Annotated in this window: 22 protein-coding genes; 9 read left to right on the top strand and 13 right to left on the bottom strand. The window is 58.8% G+C overall.

Annotated features, from left to right (window positions below; all coding sequences use genetic code 11):
• Nucleotides 1-20: 20 nt before the first annotated feature.
• Nucleotides 21-713 carry a pseudouridine synthase gene (locus tag BLW11_RS22130; RefSeq protein ID WP_048359867.1) on the bottom strand — a complete coding sequence of 231 codons (693 nt, stop codon included), beginning with the start codon at nt 711-713 and terminating at the stop codon, nt 21-23.
• 33 nt (nt 714-746) lie between these two features.
• Nucleotides 747-968 (bottom strand): cysteine-rich CWC family protein, encoded by a 222-nt coding sequence (locus BLW11_RS22125; RefSeq protein ID WP_074836899.1) that lies wholly within the window; start codon nt 966-968, stop codon nt 747-749.
• A gap of 557 nt (nt 969-1525) precedes the next feature.
• Between BLW11_RS22125 and ung the strand changes: the two genes are divergently transcribed.
• The gene (ung, locus tag BLW11_RS22115; RefSeq protein WP_048359865.1) at nt 1526-2224 is read left to right on the top strand and encodes a uracil-DNA glycosylase; all 699 of its coding nucleotides are present in this window, start codon (nt 1526-1528) and stop codon (nt 2222-2224) included.
• A 34-nt stretch (nt 2225-2258) separates the two neighbouring features.
• Here ung and BLW11_RS22110 read toward each other — a convergent pair whose 3' ends face one another.
• From BLW11_RS22110 to BLW11_RS22095, 4 genes are read right to left on the bottom strand one after another with little or no spacing between them, the layout of a single operon-like run.
• The gene (locus BLW11_RS22110; protein ID WP_048359864.1) at nt 2259-3287 is read right to left on the bottom strand and encodes an AbrB family transcriptional regulator; all 1029 of its coding nucleotides are present in this window, start codon (nt 3285-3287) and stop codon (nt 2259-2261) included.
• Nucleotides 3280-4794 (bottom strand): tripartite tricarboxylate transporter permease, encoded by a 1515-nt coding sequence (locus BLW11_RS22105; RefSeq protein WP_048359863.1) that lies wholly within the window; start codon nt 4792-4794, stop codon nt 3280-3282. Before BLW11_RS22105 ends, BLW11_RS22110 begins: the two co-directional genes overlap by 8 nt.
• 1 nt (nt 4795) lies before the next feature.
• A complete protein-coding gene (locus tag BLW11_RS22100) occupies nt 4796-5254 on the bottom strand; it encodes a tripartite tricarboxylate transporter TctB family protein (protein ID WP_048359862.1) in 459 nt (152 codons plus the stop codon).
• Between the two features lie 57 nt (nt 5255-5311).
• Complete coding sequence (locus BLW11_RS22095; protein ID WP_048359861.1) at nt 5312-6289, bottom strand: Bug family tripartite tricarboxylate transporter substrate binding protein; 978 nt, start codon at nt 6287-6289, stop codon at nt 5312-5314.
• A gap of 427 nt (nt 6290-6716) precedes the next feature.
• Here BLW11_RS22095 and BLW11_RS22090 point away from each other — a divergent pair, with 427 nt between their 5' ends.
• A complete protein-coding gene (locus tag BLW11_RS22090; RefSeq protein WP_048359860.1) occupies nt 6717-7388 on the top strand; it encodes a response regulator in 672 nt (223 codons plus the stop codon).
• A complete protein-coding gene (locus BLW11_RS22085) occupies nt 7381-8781 on the top strand; it encodes a sensor histidine kinase (RefSeq protein WP_048359859.1) in 1401 nt (466 codons plus the stop codon). Before BLW11_RS22090 ends, BLW11_RS22085 begins: the two co-directional genes overlap by 8 nt.
• 30 nt (nt 8782-8811) lie before the next feature.
• Here BLW11_RS22085 and BLW11_RS22080 read toward each other — a convergent pair whose 3' ends face one another.
• Both BLW11_RS22080 and ygfZ read right to left on the bottom strand, forming a co-directional pair.
• Entirely contained in the window at nt 8812-9615 is an 804-nt protein-coding gene (locus BLW11_RS22080) for an HDOD domain-containing protein (protein ID WP_048359858.1), read from the bottom strand.
• Nucleotides 9616-9648: 33 nt separating this feature from the next.
• A complete protein-coding gene (gene ygfZ, locus BLW11_RS22075) occupies nt 9649-10593 on the bottom strand; it encodes a CAF17-like 4Fe-4S cluster assembly/insertion protein YgfZ (protein ID WP_048359857.1) in 945 nt (314 codons plus the stop codon).
• 141 nt (nt 10594-10734) lie between these two features.
• Here ygfZ and BLW11_RS22070 point away from each other — a divergent pair, with 141 nt between their 5' ends.
• The gene (locus BLW11_RS22070) at nt 10735-10989 is read left to right on the top strand and encodes an FAD assembly factor SdhE (RefSeq protein ID WP_048359856.1); all 255 of its coding nucleotides are present in this window, start codon (nt 10735-10737) and stop codon (nt 10987-10989) included.
• The gene (locus BLW11_RS22065) at nt 10973-11425 is read left to right on the top strand and encodes a protein YgfX (protein WP_048359855.1); all 453 of its coding nucleotides are present in this window, start codon (nt 10973-10975) and stop codon (nt 11423-11425) included. The genes BLW11_RS22070 and BLW11_RS22065 overlap by 17 nt, the downstream gene beginning before the upstream one ends.
• Here BLW11_RS22065 and nadB read toward each other — a convergent pair.
• Complete coding sequence (gene nadB / locus BLW11_RS22060; RefSeq protein WP_048359854.1) at nt 11394-13010, bottom strand: L-aspartate oxidase; 1617 nt, start codon at nt 13008-13010, stop codon at nt 11394-11396. The genes BLW11_RS22065 and nadB overlap by 32 nt on opposite strands.
• Before the next feature lie 514 nt (nt 13011-13524).
• Here nadB and rpoE point away from each other — a divergent pair.
• The 4 genes from rpoE (at nt 13525) to BLW11_RS22035 (ending at nt 17302) form a co-directional block, all read left to right on the top strand.
• Nucleotides 13525-14106 carry an RNA polymerase sigma factor RpoE/AlgU gene (rpoE, locus tag BLW11_RS22050; protein WP_048359852.1) on the top strand — a complete coding sequence of 194 codons (582 nt, stop codon included), beginning with the start codon at nt 13525-13527 and terminating at the stop codon, nt 14104-14106.
• 32 nt (nt 14107-14138) lie between these two features.
• Nucleotides 14139-14729, top strand: a complete 591-nt coding sequence (locus BLW11_RS22045) for a sigma-E factor negative regulatory protein (RefSeq protein WP_048359851.1) — start codon at nt 14139-14141, stop codon at nt 14727-14729.
• Nucleotides 14730-14737: 8 nt separating this feature from the next.
• Nucleotides 14738-15700 carry a MucB/RseB C-terminal domain-containing protein gene (locus BLW11_RS22040; protein WP_048359850.1) on the top strand — a complete coding sequence of 321 codons (963 nt, stop codon included), beginning with the start codon at nt 14738-14740 and terminating at the stop codon, nt 15698-15700.
• Between the two features lie 180 nt (nt 15701-15880).
• Nucleotides 15881-17302, top strand: a complete 1422-nt coding sequence (locus BLW11_RS22035) for a DegQ family serine endoprotease (RefSeq protein ID WP_048359849.1) — start codon at nt 15881-15883, stop codon at nt 17300-17302.
• 90 nt (nt 17303-17392) lie between these two features.
• Here the strand turns inward: BLW11_RS22035 and BLW11_RS22030 are convergent, their stop codons facing one another.
• The 4 genes from BLW11_RS22030 to BLW11_RS22015 form a co-directional block, all read right to left on the bottom strand.
• Nucleotides 17393-17881, bottom strand: coding sequence for an RDD family protein (locus BLW11_RS22030; protein WP_048359848.1), 489 nt, complete (start codon nt 17879-17881; stop codon nt 17393-17395).
• A gap of 92 nt (nt 17882-17973) precedes the next feature.
• Complete coding sequence (locus tag BLW11_RS22025) at nt 17974-18186, bottom strand: cold-shock protein (RefSeq protein ID WP_016782052.1); 213 nt, start codon at nt 18184-18186, stop codon at nt 17974-17976.
• Nucleotides 18187-18565: 379 nt separating this feature from the next.
• Nucleotides 18566-19690: a glycine cleavage system aminomethyltransferase GcvT gene (gcvT, locus tag BLW11_RS22020; protein ID WP_048359847.1), complete on the bottom strand. Its 1125-nt coding sequence runs from the start codon at nt 19688-19690 to the stop codon at nt 18566-18568.
• A 17-nt stretch (nt 19691-19707) separates the two neighbouring features.
• Nucleotides 19708-21084: an L-serine ammonia-lyase gene (locus tag BLW11_RS22015; protein ID WP_048359846.1), complete on the bottom strand. Its 1377-nt coding sequence runs from the start codon at nt 21082-21084 to the stop codon at nt 19708-19710.
• Nucleotides 21085-21133 lie beyond the last annotated feature (49 nt).

The following is a 21133-nucleotide window of genomic DNA, read 5'->3' as shown; positions in this document are numbered from 1 at the left end:
GGCTCAATCCGCGTCCGGGTTCAGAACAACAGGATTTCCGGGGGGCTGAGCGCCCGGTATTGCCCCGGAGCCAGTTGGCTGTCGAGCACCAGTGCGCCGATGCTTTCGCGGTGCAGGCCCACGACTTTGTTGTCGAAGAAGCCAAACATGCGTTTGACCTGATGATAACGACCCTCAACGATACTCAAGCGCGCACTGCGAGGGCCGAGCAACTCGAGTTCGGCGGGCAGTGTCGTCAGGTCTTCATAGGCGAAATAGACGCCTTCATTGAATTTGGTGACGTACGCAGCGGTAATTGGCTGCTCTGTCTCGACGTAATACACCTTGGGCAGTTTGGTCTGCGGTTGGGTCAGGCGGCGCGACCAGTGGCCGTCATTGGTGATCAGCATCAGCCCGCTGGTATTGAAGTCCAGCCGGCCTGCGATGTGCAGTTCGTGCTTGTCCGGCTCGTCCAGCAGATCGAGCACGGTTGGGTGCTCCGGGTCCTGGGTGGCGCTCACACATCCCGGCGGCTTATGCAGCATGAAATAGCGTGCAGGCTTGCCGGCCTGCAAGACTTGACCATCGAACTCGATATGGCTGAATGCCCGGATTTCGTGGCGCGGATCGCAAATGATCTGTCCATCCACCTGGATACGTTTCTCTATCAGTAGCAAGCGTACTTGTTGGCGGTTGAACTGGGGCAAGTTGCTCAGAAAACGGTCTACGCGCATAGCGATCAATCACAAGGAATACAGGTGTGCATCTTACGTGAGGTGCTTGGGTTGCGCTGTCGGCAATTGGTTTTGAACCTGTGCACAGCGAGGGCACAGGCACGTCAGGTCGCGCTGCGAGAGTGGCAATGCCTGGATGACCTTGGGGTCAATGCTGACGCCATAGCACCAGCAGGGTTGATCCACGGTGTCCGGGTTTGCCATTGAGCAATCGTTGCGAGCGCCACAGACGGGGCAAATATCGGGTGTGGTCATGTCGGGGTATCCGTTGGATGGCAGGCGTTCGTCAGTTTAGGGCAAGCGTTGCGGCGGGACGTAATTTGCTCTTGCGTTGACGGCACCGAACCTCACTTTTGTGGTCTGAACAAGTGTCAGACAGCTTTGCTGTTTGTCGCCCCCCAGCGTCGCTGGGTGTGCTCTTTCGCGGTCCAGGAGGCCGCCATGTCCCGTCGCCTATTGTCTATTATTGCGCTTTGTCTGGCTGTGTCCGCGTGCGTGCCTTATTACTCGGGCGGCGGTTATTACCGCTCCGAGGTCTATACGGTTCCGGCCCCTTATTACTATGGCGGCTATGGCCCTTACTACGGGTACCCCCGCGGGTACCATGCACCGCCGCCCCGTTATTATCAGGGCCCGCCACATTACCTTCAGGCACCCGGTTATCGGTCCGGTCATGGACCTGGTTATCGTCATGGTGATGGGTCGGGCCATGGTGACGACCGCAATGGTGGATGGGGGTGGGGCCGACAGTGATGTTGACAATGGGGGCGGGCTTTTCTAGTGTCCGCCCCATTGTTTCTCAGGATGTAGCCATGACGTCGGATGACCGTATAAAACTTGAACCTGTCTGGAAGCAGGCTTTGCGTGAAGAGTTCGATAAACCCTATATGGCCGAGCTGCGTGAGTTCCTGCGCCAGGAACATGCGGCCGGCAAAGAGATCTACCCGCCGGGGCCGCTGATCTTCAATGCCCTTAACCTCACACCGCTGGACAAGATCAAGGTTGTGATCCTCGGCCAGGACCCTTACCACGGCCCGGGCCAGGCACATGGGTTGTGCTTTTCAGTACAGCCCGGTATCCCGACACCGCCTTCGCTGGTCAATATCTATAAAGAGCTCAAGCGCGACTTGAATATCGACATCGCCCCCCATGGCTGCTTGCAGCATTGGGCCGAGCAGGGTGTTTTGCTGCTCAATACGACGATGACAGTGGAGCGTGCCAATGCCGCGTCCCATGCCAAAAAAGGCTGGGAGCACTTCACTGACCGGATTATCGAGGTGGTGAGCGAGCAGCAACCCAAGCTTGTGTTCTTGTTGTGGGGCGCCCATGCGCAAAGCAAACAAAAGCTGATCGATGCAACCAAACATCTGGTGCTGACATCAGTTCACCCTTCGCCGCTGTCCGCCTATCGGGGGTTTATCGGTAACGGGCACTTCAGTCGCACCAACAAGTTCCTTGAGCAAAACGGCTTGTCGCCGATCGACTGGAAACTGCCGCCGGTCCAGGCGTGAATGCTTGTGTCGCGGGTCCCGGGGATCGCTGATATCAGCGGTCTCGGGTCCAGTACCTGAACAGGGGTTCTGCTAAAAACAGCACGAAGATCAGGCGCATGACCTGCAAGGCTGTGACCAGAGGTACGGACAGTTGCAGTGTCTCTGCCGTCAGGCTCATTTCCGCAATGCCGCCTGGCATCATCCCAAGGGTCATGGAACGCAGGTCGAGCCGGGTCAGGGCACTCAAGCCCAGTGCGCAGAGGCCGGCGATCAGCATCGTCAGGGCTGTGCCCAGCAGTGTCCGGCCGATGAAGGACGGTGCCCGGCGAAAGAACGCCCGATTGAAGTGACAACCCAGCCCGCTGCCAATCAACCATTGCCCCATCTGGCTGCTGCCATCAGGCAGGCCGATATGCAAATCCCACAGGATGCTGGCGCCGGCGCTGATCAGCAGTGGCCCGAACAGCCATGGATTGGGCTGGCGCAGGCGTTGCCAGATCCAGGCCATCAAAGCCCCTGCCGGAAACAACAGCGCCAGCCAGTAAAAGTCGATTGAGGCGGGTTGCAAGGCGGGAGCGCCTTCGCCCAGCAGGTATTTGAAGGCTGCCGGGACGCACAGCACAACCATCAGGACCCTAAGGCTCTGGCCTGCTGCTACGCGGCTCAACACGGCGCCATTGCGTGCGCCGAGGTTAACCATCTCGCCCGAGCCGCCGGGCATGCTGGAGAAGAATGCCGTGGCACGATCCTCGCCACTGCGACGCATCAGCCATACACCGATCACGCTCGAGACACTGGTGAGCAGGGCGCCTGCCAGGATCAGCCAGAAGTGCGACAGCACCTGCTCCATCACCACCGGTGTGAAGTGCAGGCCGATACCAATGCCCACAATCCACTGTCCGCATTTACGCCCGCCCGGAATCTCGGCCAGTTGCCAGGGTGTCAGGCAACGTACCAGGATGATCGCGAGCAGCGAGCCGACCATCCATGGCAATGGCCAGCCGATCAGGCTGGCGAGGTAGCCCCCCGCCAAACCGACCAGCGGCGTCCCCCACCAGTGTTTGAGTCCAGACTCAAGCATCGGCCAGGGCACGGCGTTGTGCGCTGCGCTTGCGCCAGATACGCAGCACGGGCATCAGCAACATGATCGCAGTCAGTACCCAAACGCCCAGCGTGATCGGGCTGGCCCACAGGATTTCCAGTGCACCGTTGGAAATCGACAGGGCGCGGCGCAGATTTTGCTCCATCAGCCCGCCCAGGATGAACCCCAGGAGTACCGGCGAAAGCGGGAAATCGAGCTTGCGCAGAATGTAGCCGAAGATGCCGATCCCGATCATCAGGAACAGATCGAAGGTTGTGGCGTGCACCGCATAGACGCCAATCGCCGTAATGATCGCGATCACCGGCACCAGCGCCCAGTTAGGCACCGAAAGAATGCGGGTGAAGATGCGGATCATCGGAATGTTGAGGATCACCAGCATGACGTTGGCGATGAACAACGAGGCGATCAGGCCCCAGACGATATCCGGCTGCTGTTGAAACAGCAGCGGGCCCGGGGTGATGTTGTACAGCGACAGCGCGCCGATCATCACCGCCGTGGTGCCAGACCCCGGAACCCCCAGTGTCAGCATCGGGACCAGTGCGCCGCAGGCCGAAGCACCGATGGCGGTTTCGGGTGCCGCCAGACCGCGGCTGTCGCCCTCGCCAAATTTGCCCGAGGCACCTGCCAGGCGCTTCTCGGTCATGTAGGCCACGGCGCTGGCCAGTGTGGCACCTGCACCCGGCAGCACGCCCATGACGAAGCCAAGCACGCCGCAACGGATGTTCACCGCGAACACCGCAGAGGCTTCCTTGAAATTGAACATCATTCGCCCGGTTGCTTTAACCGCTTCCTGACCGCGATGGGTTTTTTCCAGCAGCAACAAGATTTCGCTGATGGAGAACAGCCCCAGTACCAGCACGACAAATTGAATGCCGTCAGTCAGGTGGATGTTGTCCCCGGTGAACCGGTAAACACCACTGTTGGCATCAATCCCCACGCACGCCAGAAACAGGCCGATCAGCGCCGCGATAAAGGTCTTGAGCGGGCGATCGCCGGCCATGCCGCCCAGGCAGACGATGGCAAACACCATCAGTACGAAATACTCCGCCGGGCCGAAGGCAATTGCCCATTTCGCCAGCAGCGGGGCAAACAGCACCATGCCGCAGGTGGCGATGAAGGCGCCGATAAACGAGCTCCAGGCAGACAGCGAAAGCGCCACGCCTGCCATACCCTTGCGGGCCATTGGGTAGCCGTCGAGAGTGGTCATTACGGTCGAAGCTTCGCCCGGAATGTTCAGCAGGATCGAGCTGATGCGACCGCCGTATTCACAGCCCAGGTACACCGCGGCCAGCAAAATAAGCGCCGATTCGGGCGGCAGGCCCAGGGCAAAGGCGATAGGGATCAGCAGTGCGACCCCGTTGATCGGGCCAAGCCCGGGCAGCAATCCGACCACGGTACCGATCAGGGTGCCGCACAGGGCGGTAATCAGGTTGTAAGGGGTGAGCGCGACGCCGAAGCCCTGACCCAAATAGCCAAAAGTATCCATATCAGTTCTCCAGAACGTCGAGCAGGCCAAGAGGCAGCGGAACGTCCATGGCTATATCAAACAGTAAATAAAGACCGACGCTCATCAGGCTGATGATCACGATGCTGGGCAGCCAGCGCCCGCCGTACAGGCGTGCCATCGGGATGCCAATCAGGACGCTGCTGAGAATGAACCCCAGGGTCTCGAACGTACCGGCGAAGACCAGTAGCAGCACCACACACAGACCGATCTTGGTCAGGGTTTCGCGATCCAGTTTCGGGTCGTCTTCGCTGTGCACGACGGCAGAAGGGCGAAAGATCATGTAGAGCAGCCCCAGCCCCATCAAGGCCAGCATGAGCAACGGGAAGGCGCGAGGGCCGACCGGTTCATAGGAAAAAGCTGCCTGATAGGGCCAGGCCATCACCGCCAAAGCGATGCAGACGATGAGCAGCCCTGAGGCAAAAATGCGTTGTGCGAGCATGATTTACTCCTGGGGTGTGCCCCGTTAAACAAGGGCACAGCCAGCGGTCAGCAACGGTTACTGGATCAGGCCGAATTCCTGGGCCAGGACTTTGTAGTCAGCTACCTGCTTCTTCACGTAGGTGTCCAGCTCCGGGCCGGTCATGGCGAAGGGGAAGAGCTGGCGCTGGTCGCGCAATGTGGCGAAGTCTTCAGAGGCCAGCAGTTTGTCGAAGGCGTCTTTCCACCACGCGTAGTCCGCATCGCTGACTTTTGGCCCCAGATAGAAACCACGTACAACCGGCCACACGATGTCGTAACCCTGCTCTTTGGCGGTCGGAATATCCTTCATCTCGGGTTCGTCGAGACGTTCATTGGCGAACACGGCGAGCAGGCGCATATCACCGCTCTGGATATGCGGCATGGAGTCGGAAATGTCCGTACTGCCCACCTGAATATGGCCACCCAACAGCGCGGTTGCGATTTCACCACCGCCTTCCAGGGCGACATAACGCAAGTCGCGCGGGTTTATCCCGGCGGCCTTGGCGATCAGGGCGGTCTGCATCCAGTCCTGGCTGCCCACGGTGCCGCCCGAGCCAATCACCACTTTGCTTGGATCTTTCTTCAGGGCTTGAACCAGATCGTCGAGGTTTTTGTAGGGCGAATCGCTCTTCACCGCAATTGCACCGTAGCTGGTGCCGACGGCCGCGAGCCAGCGCACGGCGCTTTCATCGAAGCGACCGAACTTGCCTTGCGCCAGGTTGAGCAATGAGCCGCTGGACCAGGCAACCAGGGTGCCGCCATCGGCAGGTCGCTGGGCCACCACGGCGTTATAGGCAACGGCGCCTACGCCACCGGGCATGTAGGTCACGCGCATGGGTTTGCTGAGCAGCTTTTCGTTGATCAGCGCGCTCTGTGCCAATTTGCAGGTCAGGTCGAAACCGCCGCCGGGCGAGGCCGGGGCGATGCATTCCGGGCGTTTGGGTTCAGCCATGAGTTGGCCGGCGAAGAGCATGCAGCCGGCAGCGAGAGTCAGGGTGCGCAGGGATAGGTTCATATCGTCTCCAGAGGAGTTTTTGTTTTTAGAGGGGTAGGTCGTTGTTGCTGAAAATCGTGGGTGTCGAGCCGTGCATTACCCGTATGGCGGACAAACGGCGGGCGACAGAAAGCCATTCGCGGGCGCAGCGAAGGGTGGGTTCGATTCGGGGTAAATACAAAGGCCACGGGCCTTGGGCTGAGGATTCAGCATGCGCGGTGCTCCACTATTATTCTTATTAGCGAAAACGCTTCGAGGCGTTTTTCGGGCCGCTACAGGGTCATGGCGGCAACAGGGTTTACTGTCAGTCTCGCGATACTAAACGGCCAACCTTTCGCTAACCTTTCAGTAGTCATTCATTGTTTTTGGGCTTCACAGCACTCCCTCCGTCTGTACACTCCGCGCACTGAAAGGCCCCGGCCTGTACAAAAATAATGAGGAAAACCCGATGCGTGTGCTTTTGGTCGAAGATCAGCTGCAGCTGGCCGAGAGTGTTGCCCAGGCCTTGAAAGACACGGGCCTGACCGTCGATGTACTGCACGATGGAGTGGCCGCCGACCTGGCCTTGAGCAGCGAAGAATATGCCGTGGCTATTCTGGATGTGGGGTTGCCACGCATGAACGGTTTTGAAGTGCTGGCGCGTTTGCGTGCCCGTGGCAAAACCCTGCCGGTGTTGATGCTCACGGCCCGCAGTGACGTCAAGGACCGGGTTCACGGGCTGAATCTGGGAGCCGATGACTACCTGGCCAAACCGTTCGAACTGACTGAACTGGAGGCCCGGGTCAAGGCCCTGCTACGCCGTAGCGTGCTGGGTGGCGAACGCCTGCAGCAATGCGGATCGCTGGTGTACGACCTGGGAACCCGGCGCTTCACCCTGGCGGACGAACTGCTGACCCTGACCTCGCGTGAACAGGCGGTGCTGGAAGCCTTGATAGCCAGACCCGGGCGAGTCATGAGCAAGGAGCAACTGGCGGCTCAGGTATTTGGCCTGGACGAGGAAGCCAGTTCTGACGCCATTGAAATCTATATTCATCGCCTGCGTAAAAAACTCGACGATCAGGGGGTGGCGATCGTGACCTTCCGTGGCTTGGGGTACCTGCTGGAGGGGCGCGATGTTTAAGCTCGACAGCCTGCGCTGGAGCCTGCTCTGGCACCTCACGCTGTTGCTGGTGGGGCTGATGCTGGCGAGCGGGCTGAGTGCATATTTCAATGGCCGCGAGGCCGCCGACACTGCATATGACCGAACCCTGCTGGCGTCGGCGCGCACCATTGCGGCCGGTCTGTCGCAACGTGATGGCAGCTTGAGTGCCGATGTCCCTTACGTTGCGCTCGATACCTTTGCCTACGACAGTGCCGGACGTATTTACTATCAGGTCAACGATATCCACCAGCGTCTGATTTCCGGTTACGAAAACCTGCCCGCGCCACCGCCCGGCACGCCGCGTACCGATGACTATCCCGCTCTGGCGCGTTTTTATAACGGCGAGTACCAAGGGCAGAACGTGCGGGTCGTAAGCCTGCTCAAGGCCGTGACCGAGCCGAGCATGAATGGCATGGCGGAAATCCGGGTCGCCGAAACTGACGAAGCGCGAGTGGCCATGGCCCGCAGCCTGATGGCTGACACATTGCTGCGCCTGGGGATGCTGGGGCTCGGGGCATTACTGGTGGTGTGGTTTGCCGTAAGTGCCGCGTTACGTCCCCTGGAGCGATTGCGCAGCGCCGTCGAAGAGCGTGAACTGGATGACTTGCGTCCCTTGCCCCTCGTGTACGTGCAGCGGGAGTTGCGGCCACTGGTGCGAGCACTCAATCACTTTACCGAGCGTTTACGCGGGCAGTTCAAACGTCAGGCGCAGTTCATTGCGGATGCCTCCCATGAGTTGCGTACCCCTCTGGCAGTGCTCAAGGCTCAGCTTGAACTGGGTTTGCGAGCGACCGATCCGCCGACATGGCGCACGACCCTGGAGCAGGCCACCCAGGGTACGGACAGGCTGACCCACCTGGCCAACCAGCTCCTGTCGCTGGCGCGAATCGAAAACGGAGCGCGGGCCATCGCCGAGGGTGGGGCGCAGTTGGTGGATCTCAGTCAATTGGCTCGCGAGCTGGGCATGGCCATGGCGCCGCTGGCCCATGCCAGAGGGTTTGCGCTTGCGCTGGAAGCGGATCAGCCCGTCTGGTTGCACGGCGAACCCACCTTGTTGCACGAGCTGCTGAGCAATCTGGTGGACAACGCCATGGCTCACTCACCGGTGGGGGGCAATGTGGTTTTACGAGTCACCGCCCCTGCGATACTGGAAGTCGAAGATGAGGGGCCGGGTATTCCCCATGAAGATCGCGAACGTGTGTTCGAGCGTTTCTATAGGCGCAGCCAGCAAGTGGCCGGGTCGGGGCTGGGCCTGGCGATCGTCGGCGATATCTGCCGCGCACACCTTGCCCATATCAGCCTGCATGATGGTGCGCAGGGCGGGTTGAAAGTACGGGTGAGTTTTGTGCCGGCCAATGGCGATCGCAAGTAGAGCCGCATCGCTGGCAAGACCGATCACACGCTAGATAAACATCCAGCGTGCTTCGTTCAGTTGTTCTTGAAGGTTTGGGTTTTCAGCGTCTACGCCCAGTTTATTGAAAGCGGGCAGGGCGCTCAGCGCTTCAATGTCCTGGCGCATGAACACGGTCGCGACTTGCACCAGGTCGATGTAGTCGACGTGTTTGGACAGGCGGGTAAAGTCCTGGTATTGGCCGGGAATCTTTTGCAGCATTTCCGGGAACTCCCAGCCCGCCAGCAGCTTGTCGCCAATCAGCGGGTGAATGCTCTCAATGACGTGGTTCAGTGATATCGGGTCAGAGAGCAGTTCATTGTGTTCTTCGGCGTAGGTCAGGATGGGCAGCACGCCGATTTGATGCACCAGGCCGCCCAGTGCCGCCTGGTCGGGTTTGAGTGATGTATGACGGCGGCACAGGGTGTAGCAAATGCCTGCCACCTCCAGGCTTTGACGCCATACGTCGCGCATCTTCTGCTCGACCACTTCCGAGCGGGCATGGAAGATTTGCTCCATGACCAGCCCGATGGCCAGGTTGCTGCTGTAGTTGACGCCCAGGCGCGTGATGGCTGTGTGCAGGTCAGTGACCTCGCGGGTGGCGCGCAACATCGGGCTGTTGACCACTTTGATCAGCCGAGCCGACAACGCGGTGTCGCGACCGATGACCTTGCTCAAGTGACTGACGCTGATTTCAGGGTTTTCAGCTGCCTTGCGGATGTTCAACGCCACTTCCGGTAGCGTGGGCAAAACCAGGTCATCTCGATCAATGGCCTTAACCAAGTCCATTTGAACTTTGTGCGCCAGCATGCTCATTTCTTTAGGGTACTGCCTTTCAATGAGTGGCAATCAACGCTGGATTTCGCGATCACGGTCCAGCTGGTACGGCAGTTCGAGCAGCGAAAGCGCGGGGCCTTGCAGGTCCCCCACGTGTATATCGCCTGCCTGGGCTGCATCAGAAGTCAGCACAGCCAGCAGTTCGACACCGTTTTCTGCTTTCGCGCCGATCACCACTTCGCCCACAGCGCTGTTGTGAGAAGGGGCAAACAGGGGGGTTCCCGGTGCTGGTACCTCATTGCCCGCCTCAAGCGACAAACGGTAAAGGTGACGTTTGAGTTTGCCCAGGTACTGCATGCGCGCGACGATTTCCTGGCCGGTGTAACAGCCTTTTTTGAAGCTGACACCGCCCACGGCTTGCAGGTTGATCATTTGCGGAATGAACAGTTCGCGGGTCTGGTCCATGACCTGACCAATACCGGCGCGTACCTGGCCGAGCAGCCATTGATTGAGGTCGGCTTCAGTTAGCAGTGTTTTCAACTGCTGTGTCAGGCTTTCGCCCTGCTCGATCGGGGCCCACAGCTCCGCACGGCCTTCGGAGGCGCGAATGGCGATCAAACCGTTGGCGCGAGCGACGCTGTCGGTTTCGGCGGGCAGGTCCAGGCCCAGACTTTGCAGTGCTGCGTCTGCCTGGCCCAGGCCAAAACGCACCCAGTTGGCGCTGTCGTCAGTCAATTTGGATTTGGAAAACACGGCGTATTTTTTCAGGTCCGCCAACTGCGGCTCAACCAGTTCGCGCGCCATGGCCAGCTGGCAGCCGTTGTCCTGGAGCAGGATACGGAAGCTGGACTGCATGCGGCCTTTTTGCGTGCAGCGGGCACCCAGGCTGGAGCGGGTTTCGCTCAGGTAGTTGAGATTGCAGGTCAACTGCCCTTGCAGAAACTTGCTGGCGTCGTTGCCGATAACAGCAAGGATGCCTTCGTGGTTCAGGGTGCAGAAAAAAGCAGAGTCGGCCATGGGTCATCGCAGGTAAATAAGTCTGGTACACATCATAGAGGTGCGCCTTGCAAATGGGTAGTTCGCAAAGGATCGAGACCAAAGCCGAGTGTTCTATGGCGGATCGGCCTGTATACTTGCGCTCTATTTGAGGAGCGTTCCATGGTCGAAAATGTTGAACTCAATCGTCTCTACTGGCACAGCCGTCGCGGCATGCTTGAACTTGACGTATTGCTGGTGCCTTTCGTCAAGGAAGTGTACGCCACCCTGAATGACGTAGACCGCGATTGCTATCGCAAGCTGCTGGAATGCGAAGATCAGGACATGTTCGGCTGGTTCATGGAGCGCGCCGAATCCGAGGACCCGGAGCTGCAGCGCATGGTTCGCATGATCCTGGATCGTGTCCAGCCCAAGTAACAGTTTCGAGTGCCGCTGGCATGCCTCAGGGCAGTTGCTGGCGGCGTATCTTGCAGCCCAGCTACTGGCGCTGATCTCAATCTGCCTTCTTTCAATCCCTGTCTGGGCGCGCGTGCTCGGCATTCTGCTGTGCCTGGGGCACGGGTTTTGGGTGCTGCCACGTCATGTTCTTTTGACCCATCCAAGTGCCGTTACCCGATTGCGGTGCGATGCCGATGGCTGGCAGTTGTGGAGTCGTGGCAGGGGTTGGCAGGCGGTGCAGTTGCGGCGTGACAGCCTGGCGTTGCCGCGGGCGGTGATTGTGCGATTTCGTGTGCGCGACGAATGGCGGGTGCGGGCGGTGTGCATCCCCGCAGACGCGCTGTCGCCGGATCAGCACCGGCGCTTGCGCGTGCGCCTGAAGTTCAGCCGGCGCAGGTGGCTGGCACCAGAATAGTGTCCAGGGCTTCGGGCAGCATCTCTGGGTAGTCCAGCGTGTAGTGCAGGCCCCGTGACTCCTTTCTCGCCATGGCGCTGCGAATCATTAACTCGGCGACCTGTGCCAGGTTGCGCAGTTCGATCAGATCTCGGCTGACTTTATAGTTGCTATAAAACTCATCAATCTCGTCCAGCAGCAAGCGCACCCGGTGTTGCGCGCGTTGCAGGCGCTTGTTGGTGCGTACGATGCCCACGTAGTCCCACATGAATCGCCGTAATTCATCCCAGTTGTGGGCGATGATCACGTCTTCATCCGAGTCGGTAACCTGGCTGGCGTCCCAGGTCGGCAGGGCTAAGGGGGCAGCGACTTCGGGCAGTTGGGCGAGGATGTCAGCCGCTGCCGATTTGGCGTACACAAAGCACTCCAGCAGAGAGTTGCTGGCCATGCGGTTGGCACCGTGCAGGCCGGTGAAGCTGGTTTCGCCAATGGCGTACAGGCCGGGCACATCGGTGCGGCCGTGTTCGTCGACCATCACCCCGCCGCAGGTGTAGTGCGCCGCCGGCACCACCGGGATCGCCTGTTGGGTGATGTCGATGCCAAACCCAAGGCAGCGCTCATAGACAGTCGGGAAGTGGCTTTTGATGAACGTATCGGATTCATGGCTGATATCCAGATACACGCAATCAATGCCCAGGCGCTTCATTTCATGGTCGATGGCGCGTGCAACGATGTCCCGTGGGGCCAACTCGCCACGCGGGTCGAACCGATGCATGAAGCGCTCGCCGTTGGGCAGTTTGAGGTGTGCCCCTTCTCCCCGCAGTGCTTCAGTGATCAAAAAGCTCTTTGCCTGCGGGTGGTACAGGCAGGTGGGGTGGAACTGATTGAATTCCAGGTTGGCTACCCGGCAGCCAGAGCGCCAGGCCATTGCAATGCCATCGCCGCAGGCGCCATCCGGGTTACTGGTGTACAGATACACCTTGGCAGCACCGCCCGAAGCCAGAATGGTGAAGCGCGAACCGTAGGTGTCGACCTCGCCAGTGGCGCGGTTGAGCACATAGGCGCCCAGGCAGCGATCGCCTTCCAGGCCCAGGCGGCGCTCGGTAATCAGATCAACGGCAACCCGTTGCTCAAGCAATTCGATGTTGGGGCGCTTGCGTGCCTGTTCGAGCAATGTCGTGAAAATGGCCGCGCCGGTGGCATCAGCAGCATGGATGATGCGCCGATGGCTGTGGCCGCCTTCACGGGTCAGGTGAAATTCAAAGCCTGGTTGCTCGGGGTCGGCGCAATCATCGCGGGTGAAGGGTACGCCTTGGTCGATCAGCCACTGGATGGCTTCGCGGCTGTGCTCCACGGTAAACCGCACCGCGTCCTCATGGCACAGGCCGCCGCCTGCATTGAGGGTGTCTTCTACGTGGGACTGCACCGTGTCGGTGTCATCCAGCACGGCAGCTACGCCTCCCTGTGCCCAGAACGTCGAGCCATTGGCCAGATCGCCCTTGCTGAGGACCGCAATACGCATGTGGCCGGGTAGTGTGAGCGCCAGGCTCAAACCGGCAGCGCCGCTGCCAATCACCAGCACATCATGTTGAAAATGTTGGCTCATTCTTCTGACATCCGCAAAAAAAGCGCCCACTAGTATATAGAGGGGGGGATCGGCACAATGGCCGGGCCTTTATGGCATTGTGAAATTACAGCGGGCATGAAGTGTGCCTCAGACTTGATGGGTCTGCATGTCGATTTGCACAATTAATCTGCAAGGGGCGTCAGGGCTCGGGAGAGACTCGAACCTTGATCAGCCTTCGTGATAGCGCTGGGGATGCTTCGAACGAAACATTTGAACTTTTCGTACGGCTCAGCGTTCCATAGAGGGTTGCCCTTGATGCAGGGGAACGGCGTCCAGTTTGATGCGGGGTTGGTTTTCGACTCGACTGCAGAATTTGGCGACAAGATTATCGACGCAGCCGGCCAGGCCCGAGCTGCGTTTTCGTGCGTGCCAAATCCGAGCGCGCAGGAAACTTGCCAGGGGGGAGAGAACTTTTGCGCAAAGCCCGAGTCTATGTTTGCAAGCCTGATCAATTAGCAAAGCAATCTTCCTCCCGGTCATATGAGGAGTATTCATGCTAGCCCAGGAAGAGGATCAGCAGCTGGTCGAGCGCGTACAGCGTGGCGATAAGCGCGCATTCGATCTGCTCGTGTTGAAGTATCAACACAAAATTCTCGGGTTGATCGTGCGTTTTGTGCACGACACCCATGAAGCACAGGACGTTGCTCAAGAAGCCTTTATCAAGGCTTACAGGGCACTCGGTAATTTTCGCGGCGACAGCGCCTTTTATACATGGCTGTACCGCATCGCCATCAATACGGCGAAAAACTATCTGGTGTCACGGGGTCGACGTCCGCCTGATAGTGATGTGAGTTCAGAAGACGCTGAGTTTTACGATGGTGATCACGGTCTGAAAGATCTTGAGTCGCCTGAGCGTGCGCTGCTTCGCGACGAGATCGAGAGCACCGTACATCGCACCATTCAGCTGCTGCCAGAAGATTTGCGAACGGCGTTAACTTTACGTGAATTTGATGGTCTGAGTTATGAGGATATTGCGAGCGTCATGCAATGTCCGGTGGGTACCGTGCGCTCCCGGATTTTCCGGGCTCGGGAAGCCATTGATAAAGCCCTGCAGCCGTTGTTGCAGGAAAACTGAGACAGCGGCGACAGCCAAAGAGAGGAACCGCCATGAGTCGTGAAGCCCTGCAGGAATCGCTGTCCGCAGTGATGGATAACGAAGCGGACGAACTGGAACTACGTCGGGTATTGAATGCCTTTGACGACACACAGACACGTGATACCTGGTCCCGTTACCAAGTGGCACGTGCTGTGATGCACAAGGATTTGCTGATTCCGCGCCTGGATATTGCATCTGCAGTGTCGGCCGCGCTGGCCGAAGAGCAAACCCCTGCCAAGGTCGTCCGTGGCCCGTGGCGCAGCATTGGCCGCCTGGCGGTTGCCGCGTCGGTCACCGTTGCTGTTCTGGCGGGTGTAAGGCTGTACAACCAGGATGACATCGTGGGTGCCCAGCTTGCGCAGCAAGATAGCCAGCAGAGCCTGAGTGCTCCGATGGTCAAAGGCCCTGCGGTACTGGCCAACTACAGCGAAAGCTCCGATCCGGCCACTGGCCCGATGGCTAACGGTGTTCTGCAAGGTCAGCCCGGCTGGCAAGATCAGCGTCTGCCAGGTTACCTGCGCCAGCACGCACAGCAAGCGGCGTTGAAAGGTGCTCAAAGCCCTCTGCCGTATGCCCGTGCAGCCAGCCTGGAAAACCGTTAAGGACCATCATGCGCGTCCTACCCCTGTTACCTCTTGTACTCAGTGGCTGGTTTGTTGCCCCTGCACACGCCGATGAAGCCCGTAACTGGCTTGATCGTCTTGGGCAGGCCGAGCAACAGCAAAGCTATCAGGGCACTTTCGTTTACGAGCGCAACGGTAGTTTCTCTACCCACAGCGTCTGGCACCTTGTGCAGGACGGGAAAGTTCGTGAACGCTTGCTGCAGCTTGATGGCGCGGCTCAAGAGGTCATTCGTTCCGATGGGCGCGTTGAGTGTGTCACTGGCAAGTTGATTTCGGGTGCTGGAGATGTCACCGCCATGGCGGCAAGGCAGCTCGATCCCCAGAAGCTTAATGACTGGTATGCGGTCACAAAGGCAGGCGACTCAAGGGTTGCAGGTCGACCGGTAGCAGTGATTTCGCTTGCCCCGCGTGATCAGCACCGCTACGGGTTTGAACTGTATCTGGACCGTGAAACCGGTTTGCCCCTCAAGTCATTGCTGCTCAATGACAAAGGTCAGTTGCTTGAGCGTTTTCAGTTCATAAGCATTGAAACGACGCCTCCTGATGACAGCGAGCTCAAGCCCGCAGGTCAATGCCGCCCCATCGCTACGGCTGATGCGGCGTCCTCTGAGATCAAGACAGCCCATGTCTGGCATTCCGACTGGCTGCCACCAGGTTTTGAGCAGATCAGCAGCACCGTGCGTATTGATCCCAAGACCAAGGCTGAAGTCACCAGTCTGCTGTTCGACGATGGTTTGACGCGTTTCTCGGTCTTTCTTGAACCCTTGCAGGGTTCGGCAGCGCCTGATGCCCGTGTACAGCTGGGGCCTACCGTTGCCGTCTCTCGGCATCTGACCACCCCGCAGGGCGACATGATGGCTACGGTGGTGGGCGAGATCCCCATGGGAACCGCTGAACGGATTGCGCTTTCAATGCGTGTCGGTAAAGCCGACGCCGAGGCCAAGCCCTAGGGAAGCGGTGACATGGCAGGTAACAATTTCCGGTTTGCCAATTTTTTATCTTTTCATAAAGGTCAAAGCCCTCAAGGGCTTTGGCCTTGTTTGTTTTTCGGTACCTAAAAAAACGGTCTATGCTCTGGGCTTGGTTTTTGGTGCCTGTCGCTTAACTCTGCTGTTATTAACGGGAGCTGTATGTCGATGCCTCGATTGAAATCTTATTTACCCATTTTTGCAGCGGTGCTGATGCTCGGGCAGGCAGTACCTGTCATGGCTGAAGCGCAGTTGCCTGACTTCACGCAATTGGTCGAACAAGCCTCGCCAGCCGTAGTGAATATCAGCACCACGCAAAAGTTGCCGGAGCGCCGCGTCTCAAGCATGGGGCAAATGCCCGACCTGGAAGGCTTGCCGCCGGGTCTGCGGGACTTCTTTGAACGCAGCATGCCACCCAGTGGCAAAGGTGGTCGTCAGCGTGAGGCCCAGTCCCTCGGGTCGGGCTTCATCATCTCGCCCGATGGCTACATCCTGACCAATAACCACGTGGTCGCAGATGCAGATGAAATCATCGTGCGCCTGTCCGATCGCAGCGAAATGAAAGCCAAGCTGGTGGGTACGGACCCACGTTCCGACGTTGCATTGCTGAAAATCGAAGGCAAAAACCTGCCTGTCCTGAAACTGGGCAAGTCCCAGGACCTCAAGGCCGGCCAGTGGGTGGTTGCTATCGGTTCACCGTTTGGCTTTGACCACACCGTGACCCAGGGCATCATCAGTGCCATCGGTCGCAGCCTGCCAAATGAAAGCTACGTGCCGTTTATCCAGACTGACGTGCCGATCAACCCGGGTAACTCGGGTGGCCCGCTGTTCAACCTGGCCGGTGAAGTGGTTGGCATCAACTCGCAAATCTATACCCGCTCGGGCGGGTTTATGGGCGTGTCCTTCGCGATCCCTATCGATGTGGCGATGGACGTTGCCAATCAGCTCAAGGCTGGCGGCAAAGTCAGCCGTGGCTGGTTGGGTGTCGTGATTCAAGAGGTCAACAAGGACCTGGCCGAATCGTTCGGTCTGGACAAGCCAGCCGGTGCGCTGGTGGCTCAGGTGCTCGATGACGGTCCTGCTGCCAAGGGCGGCCTGCAAGTCGGTGACGTGATTCTGAGCATGAATGGTCAGCCGATCGTCATGTCGGCAGATTTGCCGCATCTGGTGGGCGCACTCAAGGCCGGCAGCAAAGCGACGCTTGAAGTGATTCGCAACGGTAAGCGCCAAAACCTGGAACTGACCGTAGGCGCTATCCCTGATGAAGGGAAAGAGATGTCTTCACCTACCGGCGCCGAGCAAAGCAGCAATCGCTTGGGCGTGTCCGTGGCGGACTTGAGCGAAGAGCAGAAGAAAGCCAACGACATCAAGGGTGGCGTGATCATCACTGACGTTCAGGACGGCCCGGCTGCCCTGATAGGTCTGCAACCAGGCGACGTGATTACTCACCTGAACAACCAGGCGATTACCAACGGCAAGCAGTTCACTGAAATTGCCAAGGCATTGCCGAAGAACCGTTCGGTGTCCATGCGGGTTCTGCGTCAGGGGCGTGCCAGCTTCATTACCTTCAAGCTGGCTGAGTAAGAAGGCTGACCTGGGTGGGAGCGAGCAGGCTCGCTCCCACAAGGAGCTGACCGTTATCACCAAGCCCGTATCGAGAGATACGGGCTTTTTTTATTTCTTGGGTTTAGGAATGCGCACCAACTGGCTGTTGGAATACATGTCATGCCAAGTACGGTTTTGCTTGTCGAAGATTGACCATATAAACCCCAGCCCCAGGCACAGCCATGAGCCGATGGAGACGATAAAACGCAGCAGGGCTTGCCACAGGCTGATGGCCGTACCGTCAGCGTTCTGCACGCGTATGCCCCATACCTGCATGCCCAGGGTTTGCCCGGAGTGGGTCCAGAATTTGGCAAAGAAGCCGAACAGTACAAAAAACAGAATGGTTGAAAGCAGCGGGTCGCCATCCAGGGCGCCGGCTTCAGACAGTGCCCTCATTTTGGCTTCGCCGATAACGCTCATCATGATCAGCTTGTAGATGAACGTGGTGACGATCAGCAGGGCGGTACACAGCAGAAAGTCATAGAACATGGCTGCCAGGCGGCGCCCCAGGCCAACGGCGGGAAAATCACCTTGAGGGCTAAGTGGTTGTTTCGACATGGCAGGGTCTCGTGAAGGAAAAACGCCATCTTACGGAATTACAGCCATAAAAAAGCCTCTGATGTCACCATCAGAGGCTTTTCTGTACGAGATTAAGCTTCTGCTTGAACTTCGTCAGCTTGCAGGCCTTTTTGGCCCTGTACTGAGATGAAGGTCACTTTCTGGCCTTCCTTCAAGCTTTTGAAGCCGTTGCCCTGAATGGCACGGAAGTGCACAAACAGGTCCGGACCGCTTTCCGGGGTGATGAAACCAAACCCCTTCTCGTCGTTAAACCACTTTACGGTACCGCTCTGACGTTGGGACATTTCTTAATTCCTTGACGCTAACAATTAATGACAGCCTCTTTCACATGAAAGAGTACTGGTGCTGGGTTGCAGGAAAGTAAGAGACGCAGAACGGGTGTAGCGAACTTAGAGCTACTGCCCAGGTCACGATTCCAGCGACCCATGCAAACACAGTGGGCAAACTCTACGAAACTGGAATTAAAAAAACAAGCCCTCCGAATAAACCCGCAAAAGCGGGTTATTAACAGCGACAGCGAAGTTCTAAGTGCCGGTTAATCATAGGGGTATTCAATTGTTTTCGTGGTTTAAACAGTGCTTTTACTATCGAAACTTGAAGCGCTATTGCAGCAGTTGCATGCCCTGAAAGTGTGAGGGGCATGCAACTGTGTTAGGGGAGGACTTAACCTCTGTAATAACGTTGCGGGACAAACGGCATCTTCGAAACTTTCATGGGTACACGCTTGCCACGCACGATGGCCCAGACTTCAGAGTCCACGGGTGTGAACGCAATATCCAGATACCCCATTGCCAGCGGCGCGCCCAGTGTCGGCCCAAAGCCGCCGCTGCACACGGTGCCAATCACGGTGCCGTCGGCGTCGACAATCTCGGCGCCTTCGCGCACCGGGGTGCGTTCCTGTGGCAGCAGCCCCACGCGCTTGCGGGCCACTCCCTTTTGCTGCTGGGCAAAGAGGGTCTCGGCACCTGGGAAACCACCGGCACGCACGCCGTCTGCGCGACGGGCCTTGGAGATGGCCCAGAGCAGGCTGGCTTCAATCGGCGTGGTGGTGTCGTTCATGTCATGGCCGTACAGGCACAGGCCGGCTTCCAGGCGCAGTGAGTCGCGTGCGCCCAGACCGATGGCCTGTACTTCAGGCTCAGCCAGCAGGCGACGTGCCAGCTCTTCGGCGCGATCGGCCGGTACCGATATTTCAAAACCGTCTTCGCCGGTGTAGCCGGAGCGGCTGACGTAGCATTCCGCGCCCAGCAGGGTCACCGGGGCAAATTGCATGAAGGTCATTTTTGCGACGTCTGGCGCCAGGCGCTGCAGCACGTTAACGGCTGCCGGGCCTTGCAGGGCGAGCAGAGCGCGTTCTTCGAACAACGGCTGGATCTGGCAGTGCTCGCCCAGGTGTTTGCGCAGATGCGCCAGGTCCTGGTCCTTGCAGGCGGCGTTAACCACCAGGAACAGCTCGTCATTACCCAGGTTGGCGACCATCAGGTCATCGAGGATGCCGCCTTGTTCGTTGGTGAACATGGCATAGCGCTGCATGCCGACAGGCAGATCGATGATGTCTACCGGCACCAGGGCTTCCAGTGCCTTGGCCGCATCAGCGCCGATCAGGCGGATCTGGCCCATGTGCGAGACATCGAACAACCCGGCCTGCTCGCGGGTGTGCTGGTGTTCTTTCATTACCCCCAGCGGGTACTGCACGGGCATGTCATACCCGGCGAATGGCACCATGCGTGCACCGAGCTCAATGTGCAGCGCGTGCAGCGGGGTTTTAAGCAGTTGTTCGGTGGACATTGGTGACTCCTTAAAAATCAGCACTCGATAATGTTTACAGCCAGACCGCCGCGAGCGGTCTCCTTGTATTTGCTTTTCATGTCGGCGCCGGTCTGGCGCATGGTGCGGATCACCTTGTCGAGCGAGACAAAGTGCTGGCCGTCGCCACGCAGGGCCATGCGCACGGCGTTGATGGCCTTGACCGAGCCCATTGCGTTGCGTTCGATGCACGGCACCTGTACCAGGCCGCCAATCGGGTCGCAGGTCAGGCCGAGGTTGTGCTCCATGCCGATTTCGGCCGCGTTCTCGACTTGCTGAACGCTGCCGCCCAGCACTTCACACAACGCCCCCGCTGCCATGGAACAGGCCACTCCGACTTCTCCCTGGCAGCCGACTTCGGCGCCCGAGATCGAGGCGTTTTCTTTGTACAGGATGCCGATGGCCGCAGCGGTCAGCAGGAATCGCACCACGCCGTCTTCGTTGGCCCCGCCGATAAAGCGCATGTAGTAATGCAACACGGCGGGAATGATCCCGGCCGCGCCGTTGGTAGGTGCCGTGACCACGCGCCCGCCGTTGGCGTTCTCTTCGTTGACGGCCAACGCGTACAGGTTGACCCAGTCGAGTACCGACAACGCATCGCGCAATGCCGCTTCCGGGTTGGCACAGAGCTGACGATGCAATGCGGCCGCGCGACGTTTGACCTTCAACCCTCCGGGCAAAATGCCTTCGTTGCGACAGCCCGCGCTCACACAGTCCTGCATCACTTGCCAGATATTCAGCAAGCCGCTGCGGGTTTCGGCTTCGGGGCGCCAGGCGTTTTCGTTGGCCATCATCACTTCACTGATCGACAGGTGATGGGTGACGCACTGGCGCAACAGGTCTTTGGCGGTTTTGAAGGGGTACTTCAGTTCGGTGCTGTCTTCGACGATGCGGTCAGCCCCCGCAGCGCCTTCATCCACCACAAAGCCGCCACCGACCGAGTAATACTCGCGGCTGCGGATTTGAATCCCGGCGCTATCCAGTGCACGAAAAATCATGCCGTTGGGGTGATAGGGCAGGGGTTTGCGAATCATCGCCAGATGGGCTTTTTCGTTGAATTCGATGGAGTGTTCGCCCAGCAGGTTCAAGCGCCCGCTGCTGCGAATGGTGGCCAGACGTTCGGCCACGGTTTCGGTGTTGACGGTGTCCGGGTGCTCGCCTTCAAGCCCCAGCAGCACGGCTTTGTCGCTGCCGTGACCTTTGCCGGTGGCACCGAGGGAGCCATAGAGTTCGACTTTAACGCTGGCTGTGTCTTGCAGCAGCTCATCGCGGCGCAGACCTTCGACAAAACGCGCAGCCGCACGCATGGGGCCGACGGTATGGGAGCTGGAAGGGCCGATGCCAATCTTGAACAGGTCGAACACGCTTAACGACATAGGGTTCTCCGGTTTCTTATTAGGTGGATGGCAAACCATCTGTAGCCGC

Source organism: Pseudomonas deceptionensis (assembly GCF_900106095.1).
In the GTDB taxonomy this organism is placed as follows: domain Bacteria; phylum Pseudomonadota; class Gammaproteobacteria; order Pseudomonadales; family Pseudomonadaceae; genus Aquipseudomonas; species Aquipseudomonas deceptionensis.
The sequence above is the reverse complement of the archived record's forward strand: the minus strand, read 5'-3'. Positions and strand labels throughout refer to the sequence as shown.